Origin of the sequence: Pseudomonas sp. PHC1 (assembly GCF_046487845.1) — a bacterium.
Taxonomy (GTDB): Bacteria; Pseudomonadota; Gammaproteobacteria; order Pseudomonadales; family Pseudomonadaceae; genus Aquipseudomonas; species Aquipseudomonas sputi.
The window spans coordinates 1-20,200 of the sequence record NZ_JBJXHJ010000031.1; the positions used below are offsets into that span (position 1 = coordinate 1).

The window sequence follows — 20,200 nt, forward strand, 5'->3', positions numbered from 1 at the left end:
GCGGGAATAGCTCAGTTGGTAGAGCACGACCTTGCCAAGGTCGGGGTCGCGAGTTCGAGTCTCGTTTCCCGCTCCAGTTTGTACAGCGTTTGTTGTTGCGCTACTGACAGCAAATGTTTTGAGGCCGAGTAGCAAAATGGTTATGCAGCGGATTGCAAATCCGCCTACGCCGGTTCGATTCCGACCTCGGCCTCCACTCTAAACAAGCTCCGTAGATCCATGATTTACGGAGCTTTTTTATTTGCGTTGCACGGAAAGATTTAGTCTTTGAAACGGCAACTGCAAACTTGCTTCACCGGGAAGTGATGTATATATTTCCCCCTCTGCCGCCGACGTGCAGTTCCTGTCGGGACTGTGAATCGTGATCAGAGTAAAGCAACACCGCGCTACCGCCCGAATGGCGAAACTGGTAGACGCATGGGACTTAAAATCCCCCGCTCGTAAGGGCGTGCCGGTTCGATTCCGGCTTCGGGCACCATGAATATCAAGGGCTTGCATGAGATACCTCATGCAAGCCCTTTTGTTTTTCCGCAATGAAAAACTCCTTTCGACGTTTCACCTCGCAACCAACACTTTTTCCTTTCTGTTTCATACGGACTGTTCGGCATTGAGCACGAATTGAGCTAGTGTTTCTTTCTCGCTCAACCCAACAAAGGACACTGATGATGAAGCGACTGCTATTGGGCATTTTGTTGATGTCTTCAGGCCTGGCTCAAGCGCAGATCCTGCTGCTGAACGCCACATGCCCTGGAAACATTGAGGTCCACGCAGACAAGGGTGGCCCTATTTACATCAATGGCAAAGAAGGGAAACTGAAGAAATTCAACGATAACGCCTTTGAGGCCAAAGGCAGCGGGGTGACTATCTCACTGACGATCATGCCCGACGGCTCACCTGATGTTTCGTATACAGGCAAAAACAAAGCCCATGGGGTTTGCCAGGTGATGCAAGCGAAGTAAGCGTCGGGCTCGGGTCGTAAGGGTATTTAGCGAATAGCAAAAAGGGCCGATTCAATCGGCCCTTTTTTTGTTCAGACAAACCCCTGTCCGCTAAATCCTCTGGGCAAACGCTGAAGCCCTGCCATTTCGGTTAACCGCTCGATCCATTCCGAACGCCAGTTGGACGCCGTGTGGGCCGCTCTGGAGTGGCGATTCGCACGCCGCGCCGCATTGCGCTGATCTTTGCGGGCATCCTTGTACGCATCAGTATTGCGGCAGCTGCGGCATTTCACTCGATTGAGTTCGCTGCTGGAGGAGAGGTTGTTGCCCTTGTGCCCACAGGCCAGATGCCCGTCTACTTTGAAATGAATGACCATGAGACGTCTCCTTGGTGACGTGTAAAGGGTTTGACCTTCCACGACCAAGGGCGTTCTTCCATGCAGGCGAATCGTTGACCTACCTGAAGCGTGGCAGCGGCCGATCAATAGGCTTGAGCGACGACAAAGTACTGCGAATCAGGGGGGTGTCCTTGTCGATATCGTTCAGCCGGTCGCGGATGCGCAGGGCGGTAGGGTGTCCGCCTTGATGATCGACCCAGTCGGCGATCTCTTTGCAGGCTGCCGCGAGACGCGCCTCCCGGGCCTCGAGCAAGGTAAGGAGAGTGGTGATGGACTCTTTTTCGGACATGGAGCACCTCCGTTCATTGATCCGCTCGGTGGCAGCAAAAAGCCCGCTGGGGGCGAGCTTTCTGCCGTTGGGGCGCTGCTCCTTCAGCTGATTTTGAGTATAGACCCGTAAATGACCGCTATCAGCCCGACGACTCGGCGGCGGACACTCGCGAGCTGGCGGCATTGAGCCGATGACATTCCTTGTGGGCGTCTTCTTCCCGGTCGTAGCCATCGCCGATGAAACCACCGGTTCGCGTGTCGCGGATGCGATACCAGCCCAACGCTTCGGCGGGCTCATGGAGCGTTTCTCCGGCGCGCCGGCCGTGGATGACGATCTTGTTGCAGCGCTTCACGACGAATATGTCTTCCATGGCGTCACCGCAGCTGATTCCTACCAGATCAACTATAGAAGGCCTGAACAATCGTGCAAAAAATAGACAAGTCAGTTCGTCGGGTACAGTCGCCAGCCTGATCGCTGCCAGCGCAGGTGGTGAGTCGGATTCAACGCCTCAAGGAAGTCCTGATCGTGGGAAACGACGACAATGGCGCCCGGAAATGTCCGCAATGCCCGCTTGAATGCGTCCACCGAAGGCAGAACCAGATGATGGGTCGGTTCATCCAGCAGCAACAGCTGCGCAGGATTCGCTCGCCACAAGGCCCACCTCCAAAAAATGTCGTGAACACTGACAAACACCATGAGCGGCGTGTCGCGATTACATTTTTGAAGGCTTGGTTGTTCACTTCTGCGGTCGTCCTGGGGAGGTAGGAGGGCGTGGCCTAGTCGAGACGGTCGCAGGCTTCAAGGCGCGTCTGCCTGTTCGACCATCCGTTCAAGGAACAGCGCCAGCGCGACTTCTTCCTTGCGCAGGCCCTTGCGAATGCGCGGTTTCGGCAACTCGGTCAGGGCGCCGAGCATGAAGTGTTCCACCACCGCCGGGTGGATGTAGCATTTTCGACAGACCGCCGGCGTGTTACCCAGTTGGCGGGCGACACCCTTCACCATCTCGACCACATGCCGCTTGGCTTCGGCCTCGGACTCCCATCGCAGCTCCCGCAGAACCGCCAACGCCAGGGCGCTGCCGGCCCAGGTCCGATAATCCTTGGCGGTGAAGTCCGCGCCGGTCAGGGTTTGCAGGTAGGTGTTGACGTCAGAAGAACTGACCGTATGCCGCTCGCCATTTTCGTCCAGATACTGAAACAGGTTCTGCCCCGGAATTTCCAGGCAGCGCTTGATGATTCGCGCCAGGCGCCGGTCCTTCACTGTGATCTGATGTTCGATGCCGCTCTTGCCGCGAAACTGGAACAGGATCGCGCTGCCGTTGACTTCGACATGCCGGCTGCGCAGGGTGGTCAGGCCGTAGGAGCGATTGTCCCGCGCGTATTGCGTATTGCCGACGCGGATCAGCGTGGCGTCGAGCAGTGTGATAACGGTTGCCATGACTTTGTCGCGACTGAATCCGGGCGATGCCAGCAGTGCCTCCAGCTGTTTACGCAGCTTGGGCAGCGCCAGGCCGAATTCGCGCAGACGCGAATACTTGTCGGCGTCGCGCACTTCGCGCCAGCGTGGGTGATAGCGATATTGCTTGCGCCCACGGGCATCGCGTCCGGTGGCTTGCAGATGGCCGCGCGGGTCGGCGCAAATCCACACGTCGGTGTAGGCCGGTGGAACGGCCAGCGCGTTGATGCGTTTGATCTCGTCAGGATCGGTGATGCGCTGGCCTTCGGGATCGAAGTAGGCGAATTTTCCGCGCAACTTTTTGCGGGTGATGCCGGGCTGCGTGTCATCGACGTAATGAAGGTCCGAAGGTAATACTTCGGTGAGCGCAGTATCGGGCATGGCGGACTTCCTTCGCGGCAAATCAGGCTGTTAAAGCCATTGACCGCACGCCATGACGGACGTGCCCGCGGGTTTACGCCAGCACCGCGACGGCCTTGATCTGGGCCCACAATGACTGGCCCGGATGCACGCCAAGCTGATCCCGTGAATAGCGAGTGATGCGCGCCAACAACGGTGTCCCGCCGGCATCGAGGCGAATGAGCACGTGCGCGGCGTTATCCGCCGGTTGCTCGCTGACGACCGTGACCGGCAGGCGATTGAGGATGCTGCTGAACTCACTGTTTTGCAGGGTCAGGCTGATGTCGCGCGCGTGTACCTTGCAACGCAGGCTCTGACCCGTCGTCATGGGCGCGTGGGTCACGCGAATGTTCAGTGGCGAGTCCGGCAGTTGCAGGGTGAGCAATTGATAGTCGGCATCGTAGCCGCTGACCTGGCCTTCGATGATCACTCCGGCGTCATTGTCCATGGCCAGCGGCAGATCGAGCCGTGCCAGGGTTTCGCCAATCGGGCCGCTGGCCAGCGCTTTGCCGTCGTTGAGCAGCACCAGGTGATCGGCGAGCCTGGCCACTTCGTCCTGAGCATGGCTGACATACAGCACCGGGATTTCCAGTTCGTCATGCAGGCGTTGCAGGTAGGGCAGGATTTCCCTTTTGCGCTGACTGTCGAGGGCCGCCAAAGGCTCATCCATCAACAGCAATGTGGGGCTGGTCAACAATGCGCGGGCGATGCCGACACGCTGACGCTCGCCGCCCGACAAGTGCTGCGGGTGACGATCCAGCAAATGGCCGATCCCCAGCAGTTCGGTGGCTTGGGTCATGTCGACCCGGCGCTGTGACTTGGCGATGCGCTTGAGGCCGAACTGCAGATTGGCCAGCACCGACAGGTGCGCAAACAGGCTGGCTTCTTGAAACACATAACCGAGCGCGCGTTTGTGCGGCGGTACGAAAATGCCTTTTTCGCTGTCCTGCCAGACCTCGTCATTGATGCGGATAAAAGCTTGCGGCGCGCGTTCGAGCCCGGCGATGCAGCGCAGGCAGGTGGTCTTGCCCGAGCCGGACTGACCAAACAGTGCCGTCACGCCACGCCCGGGCAGTTGCAGGTCAACATCGAGGCTGAAGCCCGGCCAGGTCAGTTTCAGACGTGCATCAATCATCGATCAGCTCCAGCCCGCGCGGGGCTTGCGGCTGGAATACAGCGCCAGCAACACCAGAAACGAAAACACCAGCATCGCCCCGGCCAACCAGTGCGCCTGCGCGTACTCCATGGCTTCGACGTGGTCGTAGATTTGTACGGAAACCACCCGGGTCTTGTCGGGAATATTCCCGCCGATCATCAGCACCACGCCGAATTCGCCGACGGTGTGGGCGAAACCGAGGATTGCCGCGGTGATGAAACCGGGGCGAGCCAGAGGCAGGATCACGCTGAAAAAGGTGTCCCAGGGATTGGCGCGCAATGTCGCGGCCACTTCCAGTGGCCGAGTGCCGATCGCGGAGAAGGCGTTTTGCAAGGGCTGCACCACAAACGGCATGGAATAGAGCACCGAACCGATCACCAGGCCAGTGAAGCTGAACGTCAAGGTGCCGAGCCCCAGCCACTGGGTGAAATGGCCAATGAAGCCATTGGGGCCGAGCGCCAGCAGCAGATAAAAACCGATGACCGTCGGTGGCAGCACCAGTGGCAGCGCGACAACCGCGCCGATGGGGCCGCGCAGCCAGGAACGGCTGCGCGACAACCACAGGGCAATCGGCGTACCGATGACCAGCAGGATAACGGTGGTCAGGGACGCCAGCTTCAGGGTCAGCCAGATCGCCGCGAAATCGGCACTCGTCAGCGCCATTTACAGTTGATAACCGTAGGACTTGATGACCGCAACGGCTTTCGGGCCTTTGAGATAATCAACCAGCGCCTTGGCGGCGGCGTTGCCCTTGCCCTTGTTGAGGATCACCGCGTCTTGCTTGATCGGGTCGTGCAGGCTCGCCGGCACGATCCACGCCGAGCCGCTGCTGACCTTGCCGTCCTTGAAAATCTGCGACAGGGCGACGAAGCCCAGCTCGGCGTTGCCGGTGGACACGAACTGGTAGGCCTGAGTGATGTTCTGGCCTTCGACGATCTTGGCTTTGGTGGCGTCGGTCAGTTGCAGTTTTTCCAGCACCTGAGTGGCGGCCAGGCCATAAGGTGCAGCTTTCGGGTTGGCGATGGACAGGTGCTGGTACTGGTTTTTCTTCAGAACATCGCCTTTGGCATCGACGTAACCTTCCTTGGCCGACCACAGCGCCAGGGTGCCGATGGCGTAGGTGAAGCGTGAACCTTTGACGGTGTCGCCTTCTTTTTCGAGTTTTTCAGGGGTGGTGTCATCGGCCGCGAGGAATACTTCGAACGGCGCGCCGTTTTTGATCTGGGTGTAGAACTGACCGGTGGCGCCATATGCAGCGACCAGTTTGTGCCCGGTGTCCTTTTCGAAATCCGCGGCAATCGCCTGGATCGGTGCAGTGAAGTTGGCCGCGACAGCGACTTGCACTTCGTCGGCCTGAGCGGCACCGATGGCGAATGCCGCGAGCAGGCCAGGGGCAAAACGTGAGACACGATTGATCATGTAACGGCTCCGTGAGTGGCAAGTGCAGTGGGCAGTTGTTATTGAAGAGGCAGACTGCGCCGATGCGAGAGCATGAGACGCTGTATAGCGAAATATATAGCGAAATGCCGCCAGACAGGAAGCGCTGCTGTGAAACCGGGTGGAGGCGCCGCGTTCCTCACCCGGTGGGGTTTATCATCGCGCCAGTTTTGCCAGTGCGCCTTCAGCCAGTTGCCGGGTCAGTTCAGCGCTGCCGAGGTCTTTGCCGAGCGTGAAGGCCTGGCCGGCCCAGAGGTTGCTGAAATCTGCTTCGCCCTTCGCACGCAGCGGCATCAAGGCACCGCCAGCCAGCGGAAAAGCCGGGGCCTTGTCCGACATCGGGCCCAGTTCGCGCATCACCCGATTGAGAATCCCCCGCGCCGGACGCCCGGTAAACAGATTGGTCACCGCGGTCTCGCTTTCCTTGGCGGTGCGCAAGGCCTTGTGGTGCGACGCGCTGACTTTCGCTTCCGGGGTAAACAGATACGCCGTCCCGACTTGAACAGCCGAAGCGCCGAGCATGAACGCGGCCGCCACGCCGCGCGCATCGGCAACCGCACCGGCTGCAATCACCGGTACATTCACCGCGTCGACCACTTGCGGCACCAGCGCAAACGTACCGACCTGACTGCTCAGGTCCTCGCTGAGAAACATCCCGCGATGGCCGCCGGCCTCGTAACCCATGGCGATGATCGCGTCGCAACCGTTCTGCTCGAGCCAGATCGCTTCGTCGACGGTGGTTGCCGACGAGATGATTTTTGCACCAGTGGCCTTGACCCGATCCAGCAAGGATTTATCCGGCAGGCCAAAGTGAAAGCTCACCACTTCTGGGCGAAACTCTTCCAGCACTTCGCAGGCAGCGGCATCGAAGGGCGCGCGATTGGATACTGGCGTTGGTGCATCGAAATCGACACCCAGTTCGCGATAGTAGGGTTCCAGCAGGTTTTTCCAGTCACGGGCCTTTTGCTCATCGGCGGCCGGAGGTTGATGGCAGAAAAAGTTGACGTTGAACGGCTTGTTCGTGCCTTGGCGAATGGTCTTCAGTTCTTCGCGCAGTTGTTCGATGGTCAGCATCGCCGCCGGCATTGAACCGAGGCCACCGGCGTTACAGGTCGCGATGACCATCGATGAATTCGTGGCACCGGCCATGGGGCCCTGGATGATCGGCAGTTCGATGCCGAACAGGTCAAGAATGCGGGTATCAGGCCATTGACTCATGGAATAGCTTCTCCGACGACAAAACAGGGCAGGGACGGTAGCAGCCGGTTTTTTAACGCAAAGCCACCCCCCATGACCAGCACAGATTTGTAGCTTGAACAACAGGCGCTGGCTCGGTGTTCGGTCCCGATTGGCTAAAGGTCGAGTGGGGCAAAATGTTGCAATGTGCTATTCCAATGCCTCGACATCCTGAATTTCACCGGTAAGAGGCAGTCATGTTCAAAGGCATTCTGATCGACAAAGACGACAGCGGTTATCGCGCCAACCTGCAAGAAATCAGCGACGAGCAATTGCCGCAGGGCGATGTGACAGTGGATGTCGCGTACAGCACGCTGAACTTCAAGGACGGCCTGGCGATCACCGGCAGCAGCCCGGTGGTGCGCAAGTTTCCGATGGTGCCGGGGATCGATCTGGCGGGCATCGTCGAAGTCAGCTCACACCCAGACTACAAGGTTGGCGACGCGGTGCTGCTCAACGGCTGGGGCGTCGGCGAAAACCACTGGGGCGGCCTGGCGCAGAAGGCGCGACTGAACGGTGACTGGTTGATTCCGCTGCCCAAGGCATTCACCGCTGCGCAAGCCATGGCCATCGGCACGGCGGGCTACACGGCGATGCTGTGCATCATGGCGCTGGAGCGCAACGGCGTGACACCGCAACAGGGCGAAGTGCTGGTGACGGGTGCCAACGGTGGCGTTGGCAGTTTTGCGATTGCGTTGCTGAGCAAGCTTGGCTACCGCGTGGTCGCTTCGACCGGTCGAGTGTCTGAACACGAATACCTGAAGCACCTGGGCGCTGGCGAAATCATTGATCGCGCCACCCTGTCCGAGCCCGGCAAGCCGCTGGCTAAAGAGCGCTGGGCGGGCGTCATCGATTCGGTTGGCAGCCACACGCTGGCCAATGCCTGCGCCAGCACCCGGGCCGAAGGCACCGTGGCCGCGTGCGGTCTGGCTCAGGGCATGGACTTTCCGGCCTCGGTCGCGCCGTTCATTTTGCGAGGCGTGACGCTGGCCGGAATCAACAGCGTGACCCAGCCCAAGGCCCGCCGCATCGAGGCCTGGGATCGTCTGGCGAAGGACCTGGATTTTGCTCTGTTGCCACTGATCAGCCATGAGATCGGCCTCGGCGAAGCGATCGACGCGGCACCGAAGTTGCTCGCGGGGCAGCTCCGAGGGCGGGTGGTGGTGGATGTAAATCGCTGATCACTGTCAGGTTTTGCCTTCACGTTCGAGCAATTCGCGCTTGCGCTCCACGCCCCAGCGGTAGCCCGACAGATTGCCGTCACTGCGCACAACGCGATGACAGGGGATCGCCACCGCGAGGCTGTTGGCACCGCAAGCCTGAGCGACTGCGCGCACGGCTTTTGGCGAGCCGATACGCAGGGCGATGTCCGCGTAGCTGGCGGTGCTGCCGACCGGTATTTCCCGCAGCGCCTGCCACACCCGTTCCTGAAACGCCGTGCCGCGCACGTCCAGTGGCAAATCGAGTCCGATGGCGGGCGCCTCAATGAAGCCGACGACGCGAGCGATCAGTTGTTCGAACTCGGCATCGGCGCCGATCAGGTTGGCCCGGCGAAACTGGTCCTGCAGGTCGCAGACCAATTGGTGCGGATCGTCCCCCAGCAAAATCGCGCAGATCCCGCGTGCGCTCTGTGCCACCAGAATGGCGCCGAGCGAGCACTGGCCGACGGCGAACCGAATGTCATTGTTCTGCCCGGCGGCCCGGAAATCGCCGGGTTTCATGCCCAGTACCCGATCGGCTGCCTCATAGAAGCGGCTGTTGGAATTGAAACCGGCGTCGTACAGCGCATCGGTCACCGAGCCGCCGTCTGCCAGACGCTGACGAACCCGGCGCGAGCGATGCGCGGCGGCATACCCCTTGGGAGTCAGGCCTGTCGCAGTTTTGAAAACACGGTGAAAATGGAAGGCACTCAGGCCGGCGGCTTTGGCGAGATCATTGAGTGCCGGAAAGGTGTCCGACGCCTCGATCTGGCGACAGGCTGCCGCAACGGTGGCGGCATGCTGCGCTGCGACTTCGGTCTGATCCTTGTTCACTCTTCTGCTTGGGCGATATCCCGCGGCTTCGGCTTCTTCGGCGGTCTCGAAGAACTCGACGTTCTGCGGTTTCGGCAAGCGCGCCAGGCTACTGGGGCGGCAATAGATGCCGGTGGTTTTCACGGCGTAGACAAACTGGCCGTCCGCCCGAGGGTCGCGTGCCAGGACAGCGGCCCAGCGTGGATCGTCTTCAGTGTTCAGCGAGATGGAAAGCGTTTTCATGATGGAGAGTCCGTTGACCTGTTGAATGTCAGGTTAACCAGTGCCGCCAGCCGGAACACTCCGACCCTTGCGGTCAAACTTTTCAGGATTATCCAGCGGTGCGAAATGTCAGGTTGAAGCGCTGTTCGCCCAGGCGCGGGTGCCGGCCAGGCTTGACCGGCAGGATGCCGTGATAGCGCAACCGATCGACGCCGCCCCAGATCACCATGTCGCCGTGCAACAACGAGATTTTCTGGCTCCTGTCGCCGCGCGCGAAACCGCCGAACAGGAATGTGGCGGGCAGTCCCAATGACAGCGAAACGATCGGCGCTTCGTAGGCACTTTCGTCTTTGTCCTGATGCAACGACATCTTCGCGCCTGGGACATAACGATTGATCAGGCAGGAATCCGGCATGAATTCCGCAAATCCCGCGCGTTTCGCCGCTGTCTGGGCCAGCTCTCGAAAAGCCTCGGGCATGGCCGGCCAAGGGCGATGGCTCACTGGATCTTCGGATGAATAGCGGTAACCGCTGCGATCAGTGATCCAGCCCAGTGCGCCGCAACTGCTGGTGGCCACCGACATGCTGAAGCCTCCGGGTGTCATCATGTGACGCAACGGGGCGCAGGCGATGATCGCTTCCAGGGCCGGTAACAACTGCTCGATGTGCGGCAGGGCGAAACCGCGCAGCACCCAGGATTGCTCGCCGATCTGTTCGGCGCGCCGGGGTTGTTCGGATTCTGTGTCGGCGAACAGATCGAAGGTGGTTTGCATGATCGTCAGGTCGCGTCGTGGAAAATGATGCCCAGAGTATGCCGTTTTCCGCTGTGCAATCGGCTGACGCCGTGGCGCATGGTCACCCGATAATCACTGCGCACGCCTTTGACCGGCCGCTGATTGACAGCAAAGATCAGCGCGTCGCCTTTTCTCAGGTCCATCACCAGCGGGCGCGATTGCATTCTCGGACGTTGTTCGGTCATGACGAACTCGCCGCCGGTGAAATCTTCGCCAGGTTCTGACAGAAGAATCGCCACTTGCAGTGGGAACACATGTTCGCCGTACAGGTCCTGATGCAGACAGTTGTAGTCCTGTGGGCCGTATTGCAGCAAGAGCGGGGTAGGTCGCAGTTGACCGGCGGCGTGGCAGCGCTCGAGAAATTCGCTGTGTCGCGCTGGAAAACGCTCCGGCAATCCCATTCGTTCATACCAGCGGTTGGCCAGAGGCACGAGTCGCGGATAGAGCGCGCTGCGCAGGCGTTCCACCACCGATGGAAGCGGATAGCGCAGGTATTTGTATTCCCCGCGCCCGAAACCGTGACAGGCCATGATGACCCGGGATCGAAACGGTTCACTTTGTGGGTAAAGCGCACTCAACCGATCACAGGTGTCCGGGCGCAGCAGCGTGCGGAGAACGGCACAACCGTCTAGGTCCAGTTGCTGCTCGAGGGCGATCCAGTCGAGCGCATCGAGCGGGGAGGCGGGTGAGGGTGGCATGCTGATTCCTTGGCTCATATTCAGGTATCAGTCTGGGGCGTCCACCCGGCCGGAACACTCCGCCGCTTGCGGTCTAATTGTCACCCGGGGCTTACAGGGCCTTGCTGACGCTGATGTCGCTGATGACATCGTCGCTCTGGCCGTGCAGGGCATCCAGCGCTGCCTTGGCTTCTTCCGGGGTGCCGTTTTCCAGTTGGGCGAACTCGAAGCGGCGTTCGCCGTTGAGTTTGTACTTGATCACGTATTTGGTCGTTTGGGCCACGTTGATGCTTACCTGTGTGCGTGGGCGGAACCGCTCAGCTGAGCTTGGAGCTCGAGCGGCGAATGATCTTGATCGAATGCGTCAGGGTTGGCTTGCGGGTCACGCTGATCGCCCGTCGGCTGACGGTGTCGATGGTGATGTTCCAGAAGCCGGTGCTTGGCGCGGTGATTCGGGCGGGGAACGTGTCGAAAGCACCGCCGTGATAGGTGTGGCGCCCGCCATTCTTGAAGCTGCGGAAGTTGGCGTCGTTCATCAGACGGATGTTGCAGGTTTGCGAGCATTGAATGACGACGATGTCGTCCTCGTTGAGGTGCTCGCGCTGGTGAATGAATTTCATGGGCGCCTCCAGAAGGGCTTTTTCTACAAAATCAAAACGATAGCATTGTCGATTGGCGCAGTTTATCAGCCCGGACAGGTTATTATCCGGCCGTCGGGCACCGCTTTGACAATTAAAAACAGATATTCACGATTCGATGTGGGTTAAATGCAGTGAGCCTCGGAGAAAAACGGTATTCGTGCTGTCGGAGGGTCTTTATTGGAGGTTTTGTATGAAGTGGGGTGTGGTGATTCTGCCGTTGGCATTGGCAATGGGTGGTTGCGCAAGCGTTTCGCAAATCAATGAAACGCTGCCGACCATGAACGTCATTTCCGGCAAGAAACCCCATGAATATGCACAGTGCCTGTCCGAGAAACTGGCCGACAGCCGGGGTGCCTTGCAGGTAGAACGGCACAAGGACGAGGTTCGGGTCATTGTGCCTGGCAAGCTGGGATCGGGCCCGGCAGCGGTGTTTGACATCGAGGATCGCTCCGGCGGCAGCAGTATCAAGCTGCACGAACGGATGTCCAATGTGCCGCTGCGCCCATGGGATGTGCGCAAAGCTGCCACGGCCTGTATTTCCGGCTGATAGACTGTCAGCAGTCAGCATTGATGCCGTCACAGCGTTGCTGTGGCGGCATTGTCATTTCTGGAGCGGTGAATGAAGAGAGAGCAGGTGCAGGAGCGACACAAGGAAGGACTCATTGCGGCTACCCATGTGATCCAGAACCCGGCGAATCCGGGGGAGTGGATCGTGTTTTTCAAGAAAAGCGCCGGTCGCAGCTACTTTCTGGTCGACGATAACGACGAAGTCGAATCCTTCAACCGGCTCGACGACCTGATCGAAGTCGTGCGCGGGCTGGGGATCAAGTTCGCGGAAATTCACATGTAAGGCTATTTACACACCACCACCACGCTACGGTTTTTGTAGTTGCCGACGTCGACGCCCAGCGTCTTGTCGCTTTCCTTGGGCGCTGGTGTGCCGTCGGTCCCGACGATGCGATAGCCGGTTCCGGCGCAGGACGCGTCAGCCTTTTCATAACAGCTGGCCCAGGAGTTGGCCTCGCCGGAGCAGTCGATGCTCAGGCCTTGTTCACCGTTGTTCAGGTAAGTGGTCTGCGAAGTAGCGCAGCCGGTCAGGGCCGCGAGCGCAATCAGGGGCACGAAACGGATGAAGGGGCGGTTGGTCATGGCTATGTCATCTTCGAGAGGGAGGGGGCTAGACGCTATGACAGCGCCGACATGAAAAGGTTATAGCGATTGGCCACTTCTTTGTGCGCAGCCCAAAAAAAGCCCTGCGCGAAGGCAGGGCCGGGATTTGCAGTCGCCGATCAGTCTTGATCCTTGCCGCGACGCTTCGGTGCGGCAGGCGTGTAATCAAGTACCGCGGCCACTTCAATCGCCATTGCTTCAGTGGGCAACGGGCCGGATACATCTTCGCCGTTGGCGGCAGTGATATGCCACTGGCCATCTTTCGCCTTGGCGACGGTGTATCCGTTGATGATTTTTGCTGCGGACATCTAGCGGCCTCGTTGGCTGGTTCAAAGGCGCCATGATAACGGTAAATCGGCGAACGGGCGCAGGTCGATGAGGTGTTTCGAGATCTTTGGGCTACGCTGAATGCGCAGCCTCTGTGTGCGGATTGAACTATCCGCCAGATTATTTCTCTATGTTGACATCGGTTAGCCAGTGCGGGGCATTGTAAGGTGTACGCCGCCTGATTAGACTGCGCCGAAACTCGTACACACAGCCCTTTCAAGGACTTATATGATCAAGAAATGCTTGTTCCCAGCAGCCGGTTACGGTACTCGCTTCCTCCCAGCGACGAAGGCCATGCCCAAAGAAATGCTGCCGGTGGTAAACAAGCCACTGATCCAGTACGGCGTCGAAGAAGCTCTGGATGCCGGTCTGAACGAAATCTCCATCGTGACCGGCCGTGGCAAACGCGCTCTGGAAGACCACTTCGACATCAGCTATGAGCTGGAAAACCAGATCAAGGGCACCGACAAGGAAAAATACCTGGTCGGTATCCGCAAGCTGTTGGACGAGTGCTCGTTCTCCTACACCCGTCAGACCGAAATGAAAGGCCTGGGTCACGCGATCCTGACCGGTCGCCCATTGATCGGTGACGAACCGTTCGCTGTGGTGCTGGCAGACGACCTGTGCGTGAACCTCGAAGGTGACGGCGTACTGACCCAGATGGTCAAACTGTACAAGCAGTTCCGCTGCTCGATCATTGCCATTCAGGAAGTCGATCCGCAGGAAACCAGCAAGTACGGCGTGATCGCTGGCGAAATGATCCGCGACGACATCTACCGTGTACACAGCATGGTCGAGAAGCCAAAACCGGAAGACGCGCCATCGAACCTGGCGATCATCGGCCGTTACATCCTGACCCCGGACATCTTCGATCTGATCGAACAGACCGAACCAGGCAAAGGTGGTGAAATCCAGATCACCGACGCCCTGATGAAACAAGCCCAGAACGGCTGCGTGATGGCCTACAAGTTCAAGGGCAAGCGTTTCGACTGCGGTGGTGCGGAAGGCTACATCGAAGCAACCAACTTCTGCTTCGAGAACTTCTACAAGACTGGCAAGGCTTACTGATAGCGCCTGACCTGCCTGTACGAAAAAGCCACCTCCGGGTGGCTTTTTCATTTTCCACCCCCATATCGCCAGGAGCGCTTGCCCAACGGACGACGACGGGTATGCTGATCGCCTGCCGAGGAGATAGAAATGGCCTACGATTTTGACCTTTATGTGATTGGTGCCGGTTCCGGCGGTGTGCGGGCTGCGCGTTTTGCTGCCGGGTTCGGTGCGAAAGTGGCGGTGGCCGAGAGCCGTTATCTGGGCGGGACCTGCGTGAACGTCGGTTGCGTACCGAAAAAACTGTTGGTGTATGGGGCGCATTTCGCCGAAGACTTCGAACAGTCCTCGGGTTTTGGCTGGAGCCTGGGCGAGGCGGATTTCGACTGGGCCACGCTGATTGCCAACAAGGATCGCGAGATCAATCGCCTGAACGGCATTTATCGCAATCTGCTGGTCAACAGCGGCGTGACCCTGCATGAAGCCCATGCGAAGATCGTCGGCCCGCACGAAGTTGAGGTCAATGGCGAGCGATACACCGCGAAGAATATTCTGATCGCCACCGGTGGCTGGCCGCAGATCCCTGAGATTCCGGGGCATGAGCATGCGATCAGCTCGAACCAGGCGTTCTTCCTCAAAGAACTGCCCAAGCGTGTACTGGTCGTCGGTGGCGGCTACATCGCTGTTGAATTTGCCGGGATTTTCCATGGCCTGGGCGCCAACACGACATTGTTGTATCGCGGGGATCTGTTCCTCCGTGGTTTCGACGGTTCGGTGCGTAACCATTTGAAAGAAGAACTGACCAAGCGCGGTCTGGATCTGCAATTCAATGCCGACATTGCCCGTATCGACAAGCAGTCGGATGGCAGCCTGAAAGCGACCCTCAAGGATGGTCGCGTGCTGGAGGCGGATTGTGTGTTCTACGCCACCGGCCGACGTCCGATGCTGGACAACCTGGGGCTGGAGAACACTGATGTGCAGCTCGACGACAAAGGCTTCATCAAGGTCGATGAGCAATATCAGACCACCGAGCCATCAATCCTGGCGCTGGGCGATGTCATCGGTCGCGTACAGTTGACGCCAGTGGCGCTGGCCGAAGGCATGGCGGTGGCGCGGCGCTTGTTCAAGCCTGAGCAATATCGTCCGGTGGATTACAAGATGATCCCGACGGCCGTGTTCAGTCTGCCGAATATCGGCACCGTCGGCCTGACCGAAGAAGAGGCTCGGGAAGCGGGCCGCGAAGTCGTGATCTACGAAAGCCGCTTCAGGCCGATGAAGTTGACCCTGACTGACTGCCAGGAGCGCACGCTGATGAAGCTGGTGGTCGATGGCAAGACCGACAAGGTCCTGGGCTGTCACATGGTCGGGCCGGATGCCGGCGAGATCGTGCAGGGCCTGGCAATCGCATTGAAGGCCGGCGCCACCAAGCGTGACTTCGACGACACCATCGGGGTGCACCCGACGGCGGCCGAAGAGTTTGTCACCATGCGTACGCCGGTCGGCGCTTAAGTCTTTTTCGGTTCTGCTGCGTCTGGCGCTGCCGCAACGGCCGTGGCCAGGCGCAAGCTGGCTTGAACCGTGGTCAATTCCTTTTCCAGTGACTGATTGAGTTGCGACTGCTCGTCGACGTTCTGCTTGAGCGTCTGGCTTTCCAGCAGTGCCACACGCAAACGTTCCTGGAGGAGGGTGCGTTCGCTGTCGACGCGAGACGCTTGCTCCAGCAGTTGATCCTGACGCTGATTGCTTTGTTTGAGTTGATCCTGCATCAGGCTCAATTCGCGTACGGTGCCGCGATTTTCAGTCAGCAGGCGCTCGTTGTCGCGGTGCAGCTGGGTGATCTCGTCCTGACGTACCAGGGCGCTTTGCTGCGCCTGGCGTAACTCCATCTGCAACTGCTGAATCTGAGTTTCGTGGCGGCTTTGCTCCTGCTCGCGCTGTTCCTTGATGGCGTTGCGGTAGTGCTCAAGCGCGTCGCGGGCGTGCAGGTGTTTCTCTTCCAGTGAGCGGATCTGCTCGTCCTTGTCCTGCAGGCGCAGCTCAAAATCCGCCAGTGCCTGATTCAGCCCGGCGTTGCGGGTCTGTTCGGTCTGCAGCATTGAGCGGGTATCGCTCAGGGCTTCGGATTCCTTGGCCAGCGCGGCGCCCTGAATGTCGTGTTTCTTCTCCAGTTGCGCATGATCCTGACGAAGCAGATTCAGCTCGCTTTCCAGTGCCTGACGCTGTTGTTCGTACTGCTCGCGTGCCTGGTCGATCGGCTCCTGCGCCTGTTCTTTCAGGCGTTGGGCAAGGCGCGTGACGAGCGCCAGCAGCTCGTCATCGATGGGTTCTGCCGAGGGATCGGCCGGTTCGCTGCCGTCATCGAGTTCCTTCAGATAGCGATGAATCGTGGTTTTTGAACCGGTATTACCCAGCTCGATGCGTACTGCGTCGATGCTGGGGTGTTCGCCACGGGCGAGGATCGCTGCGCGCGCGATCTGGACTACTGCTTTGTTAACGCCGCCACGGGCCATATCTGCTCCTACCATTTCGTACTGTGGTACATGCCACTAAAGTACGCAGTGTACCACGTTGAAAATAAAGTAAAACAAGCACCGATAAACGGGCGGGATATACTGGTATTACCCCATGTGAAACCCATAAAATCGTTCACCTGACAAGCCTTCAGTACGCCACGAGAAAATCAGCCCATGAGCGACATCGATCGCTATCTGCAAGCCGCCACCCGCGACAACACCCGCCGCAGTTATCGCGCGGCCATCGAGCACTTCGAATCCGTGTGGGGCGGTTTTCTGCCGGCGACAGGGGACAGCATCGCGCGGTATCTGGTGGCGCATGCCGGCGTGCTGTCGGTCAACACGCTGAAGTTGCGCCTGTCGGCGCTGGCGCAGTGGCATAACAGTCAGGGCTTCGCCGATCCCACCAAGTCGCCAATGGTGCGCAAAGTGTTCAAGGGCATCCGCGCCCTGCATCCCGCGCAGGAAAAACAGGCCGAGCCTTTACAGCTGCGCGATCTTGAGCAGACCGTTGCCTGGCTTGAACAGGAAATGAAGGACGCCCGGGAGAAACTGGATCGTCCGCTGCTGCTACGTGCCTGCCGCGACCGCGCGCTGATCCTGCTGGGCTTCTGGCGTGGCTTTCGCAGCGATGAACTGTGTCGGGTGCAGATCGAGCATGTGCAGGCGCACGCCGGCAGCGGCATTACCCTGTACCTGCCGCGCAGCAAGGGCGATCGGGAAAACCTCGGGCAGACCTATCAGGCCCCGGCGCTGCTGAAGTTGTGCCCGGTGCAGGCTTACATCGAATGGATCACCGAAGCGGCGCTGGTACGGGGCCCGGTGTTTCGCGCCGTCGATCGCTGGGGCAATCTCGGCGAGGAGGGCTTGCACGCCAACAGTGTGATCCCGTTGTTGCGCCAGGCCCTGGAGCGCGCAGGAATCTCCGCCGATCGTTACACCAGCCACTCCCTGCGTCGCGGTTTCGCAACATGGGCCCACCAAAGCGGCTGGGATCTCAAATCGTTGATGACTTATGTGGGCTGGAAGGACATGAAGTCCGCCATGCGCTATGTTGAAGCGAGCCCCTTTCACGGGATGGCCCGGATTACGGATAAGTCGCTGTCGCCGTAGAGATCGTTTTCTTCTATTAATACTCTCAGCTAATAGCGAAAACAAATCAGCAGCATCAGGTTTGCCAATGAGCCATCCGTCGAGTGACTGGGTAGGATTCACCCATCGAATTCACAACCCTGACGGAGAGTCATCAATGCCTATCATCAACAGCCAAGTAAAACCGTTCAAAGCTACCGCATTCAAAAACGGCGACTTCGTACAAGTCTCGGACGCTGACCTGAAAGGCAAATGGTCCGTAGTGTTCTTCTACCCGGCCGACTTCACTTTCGTTTGCCCAACCGAGCTCGAAGACCTGGCTGACAACTACGCCGCCTTCCAGAAGCTGGGCGTAGAGATCTACAGCGTTTCGACCGACACTCACTTTGCCCACGCTGCCTGGCACAACACTTCGCCAGCCATCGGCAAAATTGAATACACCATGATCGGCGACCCGACCCACGTCATCTCCCGCAACTTCGACGTGCTGATCGAAGAAGCTGGCCTGGCGGATCGTGGCACCTTCGTGATCAACCCTGAAGGCCAGATCAAAATCGTTGAACTGAACGATGGCGGCGTTGGCCGTGACGCTTCCGAGCTGCTGCGCAAAATCAAGGCTGCTCAGTACGTCGCTGCTCACCCAGGCGAAGTTTGCCCGGCCAAGTGGAAAGAAGGCGAGGCCACGCTGGCTCCGTCCCTGGACCTGGTCGGCAAGATCTGAGTCTCTGTGACACACGCAATGCAGGGCGGGACTCCGCACCTACTTAAGTAAGCTGCACCGCCCAATAGAAAAGCCCGGGCGAGATTCGCTCGGGCTTTTTTTCGCCTCAAATAAAGTCAGGAGATCGCCCGTATGTTGGACGCCAATCTTAAAGCCCAGTTGAAATCGTACCTGGAACGGGTCACCCAGCCGATCGAGATCGTTGCTTCACTCGACGACGGTGCGAAATCCCGTGAAATGCTCGACCTGTTGAAAGACGTTGCCAGTCTTTCGCATCAGATTACCTTGATCGACAGCGGCGACGATGCGCGCAAACCGTCGTTCTCGATCAACCGCCCCGGTGCCGACATCAACCTGCGTTTCGCCGGCATCCCGATGGGTCATGAATTCACCTCGCTGGTGCTGGCCCTGCTGCAAGTCGGCGGCCACCCTTCGAAGGCCAGTGTCGAAGTGATCGAACAGATTCGCTCGCTCAAGGGTGAGTTCAACTTCGAGACTTACTTCTCACTGTCCTGCCAGAATTGCCCGGACGTTGTTCAGGCACTGAACCTGATGGCCGTGCTGAACCCGAATATCCGCCACGTCGCCATCGACGGCGCGCTGTTCCAGGACGAAGTCAACGATCGCAAGATCATGGCGGTGCCAAGCATTTACCTGAATGGCGAAAACTTCGGTCAGGGCCGCATGGGCCTGGAAGAAATCCTCGCCAAACTCGACACCGGCGCCATCGAGCGTCAGGCCGAGAAAATCAGCGCCAAGCAAGCCTTTGATGTGCTGGTGGTCGGCGGTGGCCCGGCCGGTGCTTCGGCGGCGATTTACGCCGCACGTAAAGGCATTCGCACCGGTGTTGCAGCCGAGCGCTTTGGCGGTCAGGTGCTGGACACCATGGCCATCGAGAACTTCATTTCCGTACAGGAAACCGAAGGCCCGAAACTGGCGACCGCGCTGGAAGAGCACGTCAAGCAGTACGACGTCGACATCATGAACCTGCAGCGCGCCGACAAACTGATCCCGGGCAAGAATGGCGAGCTGCATGAAGTCCGCTTCGCCAGCGGCGCGACCCTCAAGGCCAAGAGCGTGATTCTGGCGACCGGCGCGCGCTGGCGCGAAATGAACGTGCCGGGCGAACAGGAATACCGCAACAAGGGCGTGGCGTACTGCCCGCACTGCGACGGCCCGCTGTTCAAAGGCAAGCGTGTGGCGGTGATTGGCGGGGGGAACTCCGGCGTCGAAGCGGCCATCGACCTGGCCGGTATCGTGTCGCACGTAACGCTGCTGGAGTTCGACGTTCAGTTGCGCGCCGACGCCGTACTGCAACGCAAGCTGCACAGCCTGCCGAATGTCACTGTGATCACCAGTGCGCTGACCACCGAAGTCACTGGCGACGGGCAGAAGGTCAACGGCCTTCGCTACAAGGATCGCAATACTGAGGAGCTGCGCACGGTCGAGCTGGAAGGGATTTTCGTGCAGATCGGTCTGCTGCCCAACACCGATTGGCTCAAAGGCACCATCGAGCTGTCGCCGCGCGGCGAGATCATCGTCGACAACCGTGGTGAAACCTCGATCCCCGGCATCTTTGCCGCTGGTGACGTGACCACCGTGCCGTACAAGCAGATCGTGATTGCGGTGGGCGAGGGTGCCAAGGCTTCCCTCAGCGCTTTCGATCATCTGATCCGCACTTCGGCTCCGGCGTAA

General features: G+C 59.2%; 25 protein-coding genes, 3 tRNA genes and 1 pseudogene. 12 read left to right on the forward strand and 17 right to left on the reverse strand.

Going from position 1 to position 20,200, the window contains the following annotated elements; translation table 11 throughout:
- The 4 genes from ACKJSM_RS26570 to ACKJSM_RS26585 all read left to right on the forward strand — a co-directional run bounded on the left by ACKJSM_RS26570 (window position 1) and on the right by ACKJSM_RS26585 (window position 959).
- Window positions 1–76 (forward strand) — tRNA-Gly (locus tag ACKJSM_RS26570).
- Between the two features lie 46 nt (window positions 77–122).
- Window positions 123–196: transfer RNA gene (locus ACKJSM_RS26575), tRNA-Cys, on the forward strand.
- Window positions 197–391: 195 nt separating this feature from the next.
- A tRNA-Leu gene (locus ACKJSM_RS26580) sits at window positions 392–478 on the forward strand.
- A gap of 187 nt (window positions 479–665) precedes the next feature.
- A complete protein-coding gene (locus ACKJSM_RS26585; protein ID WP_410239307.1) occupies window positions 666–959 on the forward strand; it encodes a hypothetical protein in 294 nt (97 codons plus the stop codon).
- Between the two features lie 71 nt (window positions 960–1,030).
- Here the strand turns inward: ACKJSM_RS26585 and ACKJSM_RS26590 are convergent, their stop codons facing one another.
- The 9 genes and pseudogenes from ACKJSM_RS26590 to ACKJSM_RS26630 form a co-directional block, all read right to left on the reverse strand.
- Complete coding sequence (locus ACKJSM_RS26590) at window positions 1,031–1,315, reverse strand: hypothetical protein (protein WP_236179061.1); 285 nt, start codon at window positions 1,313–1,315, stop codon at window positions 1,031–1,033.
- 79 nt (window positions 1,316–1,394) lie between these two features.
- Complete coding sequence (locus tag ACKJSM_RS26595; RefSeq protein WP_039768768.1) at window positions 1,395–1,625, reverse strand: hypothetical protein; 231 nt, start codon at window positions 1,623–1,625, stop codon at window positions 1,395–1,397.
- A gap of 121 nt (window positions 1,626–1,746) precedes the next feature.
- Complete coding sequence (locus tag ACKJSM_RS26600) at window positions 1,747–1,977, reverse strand: hypothetical protein (protein WP_410239308.1); 231 nt, start codon at window positions 1,975–1,977, stop codon at window positions 1,747–1,749.
- A 71-nt stretch (window positions 1,978–2,048) separates the two neighbouring features.
- Window positions 2,049–2,264 (reverse strand): annotated as a pseudogene (locus ACKJSM_RS26605) (ABC transporter ATP-binding protein); the annotation flags it as partial.
- Between the two features lie 141 nt (window positions 2,265–2,405).
- Window positions 2,406–3,443: a DNA topoisomerase IB gene (locus ACKJSM_RS26610; protein WP_410239309.1), complete on the reverse strand. Its 1,038-nt coding sequence runs from the start codon at window positions 3,441–3,443 to the stop codon at window positions 2,406–2,408.
- A gap of 73 nt (window positions 3,444–3,516) precedes the next feature.
- Window positions 3,517–4,596, reverse strand: a complete 1,080-nt coding sequence (modC, locus tag ACKJSM_RS26615; RefSeq protein WP_410239310.1) for a molybdenum ABC transporter ATP-binding protein — start codon at window positions 4,594–4,596, stop codon at window positions 3,517–3,519.
- A gap of 3 nt (window positions 4,597–4,599) precedes the next feature.
- Window positions 4,600–5,280 carry a molybdate ABC transporter permease subunit gene (gene modB, locus ACKJSM_RS26620; RefSeq protein WP_410239311.1) on the reverse strand — a complete coding sequence of 227 codons (681 nt, stop codon included), beginning with the start codon at window positions 5,278–5,280 and terminating at the stop codon, window positions 4,600–4,602.
- Window positions 5,281–6,036 carry a molybdate ABC transporter substrate-binding protein gene (modA, locus tag ACKJSM_RS26625; protein ID WP_410239312.1) on the reverse strand — a complete coding sequence of 252 codons (756 nt, stop codon included), beginning with the start codon at window positions 6,034–6,036 and terminating at the stop codon, window positions 5,281–5,283. It lies immediately after the preceding gene.
- 174 nt (window positions 6,037–6,210) lie between these two features.
- Entirely contained in the window at window positions 6,211–7,272 is a 1,062-nt protein-coding gene (locus ACKJSM_RS26630; RefSeq protein WP_410239313.1) for an NAD(P)H-dependent flavin oxidoreductase, read from the reverse strand.
- A gap of 215 nt (window positions 7,273–7,487) precedes the next feature.
- On the opposite strand from ACKJSM_RS26630, the gene ACKJSM_RS26635 reads away from it, so the two are divergent.
- A complete protein-coding gene (locus ACKJSM_RS26635; RefSeq protein ID WP_410239314.1) occupies window positions 7,488–8,471 on the forward strand; it encodes an MDR family oxidoreductase in 984 nt (327 codons plus the stop codon).
- Between the two features lie 6 nt (window positions 8,472–8,477).
- Here ACKJSM_RS26635 and ada read toward each other — a convergent pair whose 3' ends face one another.
- The 5 genes from ada to ACKJSM_RS26660 all read right to left on the reverse strand — a co-directional run bounded on the left by ada (window position 8,478) and on the right by ACKJSM_RS26660 (window position 11,614).
- Window positions 8,478–9,545 carry a bifunctional DNA-binding transcriptional regulator/O6-methylguanine-DNA methyltransferase Ada gene (gene ada / locus ACKJSM_RS26640; protein WP_410239315.1) on the reverse strand — a complete coding sequence of 356 codons (1,068 nt, stop codon included), beginning with the start codon at window positions 9,543–9,545 and terminating at the stop codon, window positions 8,478–8,480.
- Between the two features lie 88 nt (window positions 9,546–9,633).
- Window positions 9,634–10,296 carry a DNA oxidative demethylase AlkB gene (alkB, locus tag ACKJSM_RS26645; protein ID WP_410239316.1) on the reverse strand — a complete coding sequence of 221 codons (663 nt, stop codon included), beginning with the start codon at window positions 10,294–10,296 and terminating at the stop codon, window positions 9,634–9,636.
- A gap of 5 nt (window positions 10,297–10,301) precedes the next feature.
- Entirely contained in the window at window positions 10,302–11,015 is a 714-nt protein-coding gene (locus tag ACKJSM_RS26650) for a 2OG-Fe(II) oxygenase (RefSeq protein ID WP_410239317.1), read from the reverse strand.
- 91 nt (window positions 11,016–11,106) lie between these two features.
- Window positions 11,107–11,277 carry a hypothetical protein gene (locus ACKJSM_RS26655; RefSeq protein ID WP_007958927.1) on the reverse strand — a complete coding sequence of 57 codons (171 nt, stop codon included), beginning with the start codon at window positions 11,275–11,277 and terminating at the stop codon, window positions 11,107–11,109.
- Window positions 11,278–11,311: 34 nt separating this feature from the next.
- Window positions 11,312–11,614 carry a DUF1883 domain-containing protein gene (locus ACKJSM_RS26660; protein WP_039768744.1) on the reverse strand — a complete coding sequence of 101 codons (303 nt, stop codon included), beginning with the start codon at window positions 11,612–11,614 and terminating at the stop codon, window positions 11,312–11,314.
- 211 nt (window positions 11,615–11,825) lie between these two features.
- Here ACKJSM_RS26660 and ACKJSM_RS26665 point away from each other — a divergent pair, with 211 nt between their 5' ends.
- Window positions 11,826–12,182, forward strand: a complete 357-nt coding sequence (locus tag ACKJSM_RS26665; RefSeq protein ID WP_236179072.1) for a hypothetical protein — start codon at window positions 11,826–11,828, stop codon at window positions 12,180–12,182.
- Window positions 12,183–12,254: 72 nt separating this feature from the next.
- The gene (locus ACKJSM_RS26670) at window positions 12,255–12,485 is read left to right on the forward strand and encodes a hypothetical protein (protein WP_236179073.1); all 231 of its coding nucleotides are present in this window, start codon (window positions 12,255–12,257) and stop codon (window positions 12,483–12,485) included.
- Window positions 12,486–12,487: 2 nt separating this feature from the next.
- Here ACKJSM_RS26670 and ACKJSM_RS26675 read toward each other — a convergent pair whose 3' ends face one another.
- Window positions 12,488–12,784, reverse strand: a complete 297-nt coding sequence (locus tag ACKJSM_RS26675; RefSeq protein ID WP_236179074.1) for a hypothetical protein — start codon at window positions 12,782–12,784, stop codon at window positions 12,488–12,490.
- A gap of 140 nt (window positions 12,785–12,924) precedes the next feature.
- The gene (locus ACKJSM_RS26680; protein WP_041475286.1) at window positions 12,925–13,113 is read right to left on the reverse strand and encodes a hypothetical protein; all 189 of its coding nucleotides are present in this window, start codon (window positions 13,111–13,113) and stop codon (window positions 12,925–12,927) included.
- Window positions 13,114–13,360: 247 nt separating this feature from the next.
- Between ACKJSM_RS26680 and galU the strand changes: the two genes are divergently transcribed.
- Both galU and gorA read left to right on the forward strand, forming a co-directional pair.
- The gene (gene galU / locus ACKJSM_RS26685) at window positions 13,361–14,200 is read left to right on the forward strand and encodes a UTP--glucose-1-phosphate uridylyltransferase GalU (RefSeq protein ID WP_007958937.1); all 840 of its coding nucleotides are present in this window, start codon (window positions 13,361–13,363) and stop codon (window positions 14,198–14,200) included.
- 129 nt (window positions 14,201–14,329) lie between these two features.
- The gene (gorA, locus tag ACKJSM_RS26690; RefSeq protein WP_410239318.1) at window positions 14,330–15,688 is read left to right on the forward strand and encodes a glutathione-disulfide reductase; all 1,359 of its coding nucleotides are present in this window, start codon (window positions 14,330–14,332) and stop codon (window positions 15,686–15,688) included.
- On the opposite strand, the gene ACKJSM_RS26695 is transcribed toward gorA, so the two are convergent.
- Window positions 15,685–16,689: a DNA-binding protein gene (locus tag ACKJSM_RS26695; RefSeq protein WP_410239319.1), complete on the reverse strand. Its 1,005-nt coding sequence runs from the start codon at window positions 16,687–16,689 to the stop codon at window positions 15,685–15,687. The genes gorA and ACKJSM_RS26695 overlap by 4 nt on opposite strands.
- Before the next feature lie 177 nt (window positions 16,690–16,866).
- On the opposite strand from ACKJSM_RS26695, the gene ACKJSM_RS26700 reads away from it, so the two are divergent.
- The 3 genes from ACKJSM_RS26700 to ahpF all read left to right on the forward strand — a co-directional run bounded on the left by ACKJSM_RS26700 (window position 16,867) and on the right by ahpF (window position 20,200).
- Window positions 16,867–17,805 (forward strand): site-specific integrase, encoded by a 939-nt coding sequence (locus ACKJSM_RS26700; protein ID WP_410239320.1) that lies wholly within the window; start codon window positions 16,867–16,869, stop codon window positions 17,803–17,805.
- A 136-nt stretch (window positions 17,806–17,941) separates the two neighbouring features.
- Complete coding sequence (gene ahpC, locus ACKJSM_RS26705; protein WP_003224621.1) at window positions 17,942–18,505, forward strand: alkyl hydroperoxide reductase subunit C; 564 nt, start codon at window positions 17,942–17,944, stop codon at window positions 18,503–18,505.
- A gap of 132 nt (window positions 18,506–18,637) precedes the next feature.
- A complete protein-coding gene (gene ahpF, locus ACKJSM_RS26710) occupies window positions 18,638–20,200 on the forward strand; it encodes an alkyl hydroperoxide reductase subunit F (protein WP_410239321.1) in 1,563 nt (520 codons plus the stop codon).

Excerpts from the sequence above, each read along its gene's own strand:
- galU (WP_007958937.1), top strand. The coding sequence starts at position 13,361 with ATGATCAAGAAATGCTTGTTCCCAGCAGCCGGTTACGGTACTCGCTTC.
- ACKJSM_RS26630 (WP_410239313.1), bottom strand. The coding sequence starts at position 7,272 with ATGAGTCAATGGCCTGATACCCGCATTCTTGACCTGTTCGGCATCGAA.
- ACKJSM_RS26610 (WP_410239309.1), bottom strand. The coding sequence starts at position 3,443 with ATGCCCGATACTGCGCTCACCGAAGTATTACCTTCGGACCTTCATTAC.
- ahpC (WP_003224621.1), top strand. The coding sequence starts at position 17,942 with ATGCCTATCATCAACAGCCAAGTAAAACCGTTCAAAGCTACCGCATTC.
- ACKJSM_RS26700 (WP_410239320.1), top strand. The coding sequence starts at position 16,867 with ATGAGCGACATCGATCGCTATCTGCAAGCCGCCACCCGCGACAACACC.
- ACKJSM_RS26635 (WP_410239314.1), top strand. The coding sequence starts at position 7,488 with ATGTTCAAAGGCATTCTGATCGACAAAGACGACAGCGGTTATCGCGCC.
- gorA (WP_410239318.1), top strand. The coding sequence starts at position 14,330 with ATGGCCTACGATTTTGACCTTTATGTGATTGGTGCCGGTTCCGGCGGT.
- ACKJSM_RS26595 (WP_039768768.1), bottom strand. The coding sequence starts at position 1,625 with ATGTCCGAAAAAGAGTCCATCACCACTCTCCTTACCTTGCTCGAGGCC.
- ACKJSM_RS26650 (WP_410239317.1), bottom strand. The coding sequence starts at position 11,015 with ATGCCACCCTCACCCGCCTCCCCGCTCGATGCGCTCGACTGGATCGCC.
- ACKJSM_RS26675 (WP_236179074.1), bottom strand. The coding sequence starts at position 12,784 with ATGACCAACCGCCCCTTCATCCGTTTCGTGCCCCTGATTGCGCTCGCG.
- ada (WP_410239315.1), bottom strand. The coding sequence starts at position 9,545 with ATGAAAACGCTTTCCATCTCGCTGAACACTGAAGACGATCCACGCTGG.
- modA (WP_410239312.1), bottom strand. The coding sequence starts at position 6,036 with ATGATCAATCGTGTCTCACGTTTTGCCCCTGGCCTGCTCGCGGCATTC.
- ACKJSM_RS26585 (WP_410239307.1), top strand. The coding sequence starts at position 666 with ATGAAGCGACTGCTATTGGGCATTTTGTTGATGTCTTCAGGCCTGGCT.
- ACKJSM_RS26665 (WP_236179072.1), top strand. The coding sequence starts at position 11,826 with ATGAAGTGGGGTGTGGTGATTCTGCCGTTGGCATTGGCAATGGGTGGT.
- modC (WP_410239310.1), bottom strand. The coding sequence starts at position 4,596 with ATGATTGATGCACGTCTGAAACTGACCTGGCCGGGCTTCAGCCTCGAT.
- modB (WP_410239311.1), bottom strand. The coding sequence starts at position 5,280 with ATGGCGCTGACGAGTGCCGATTTCGCGGCGATCTGGCTGACCCTGAAG.
- ACKJSM_RS26590 (WP_236179061.1), bottom strand. The coding sequence starts at position 1,315 with ATGGTCATTCATTTCAAAGTAGACGGGCATCTGGCCTGTGGGCACAAG.
- ACKJSM_RS26695 (WP_410239319.1), bottom strand. The coding sequence starts at position 16,689 with ATGGCCCGTGGCGGCGTTAACAAAGCAGTAGTCCAGATCGCGCGCGCA.
- ACKJSM_RS26600 (WP_410239308.1), bottom strand. The coding sequence starts at position 1,977 with ATGGAAGACATATTCGTCGTGAAGCGCTGCAACAAGATCGTCATCCAC.
- ahpF (WP_410239321.1), top strand. The coding sequence starts at position 18,638 with ATGTTGGACGCCAATCTTAAAGCCCAGTTGAAATCGTACCTGGAACGG.
- ACKJSM_RS26670 (WP_236179073.1), top strand. The coding sequence starts at position 12,255 with ATGAAGAGAGAGCAGGTGCAGGAGCGACACAAGGAAGGACTCATTGCG.
- ACKJSM_RS26680 (WP_041475286.1), bottom strand. The coding sequence starts at position 13,113 with ATGTCCGCAGCAAAAATCATCAACGGATACACCGTCGCCAAGGCGAAA.
- ACKJSM_RS26660 (WP_039768744.1), bottom strand. The coding sequence starts at position 11,614 with ATGAAATTCATTCACCAGCGCGAGCACCTCAACGAGGACGACATCGTC.
- alkB (WP_410239316.1), bottom strand. The coding sequence starts at position 10,296 with ATGCAAACCACCTTCGATCTGTTCGCCGACACAGAATCCGAACAACCC.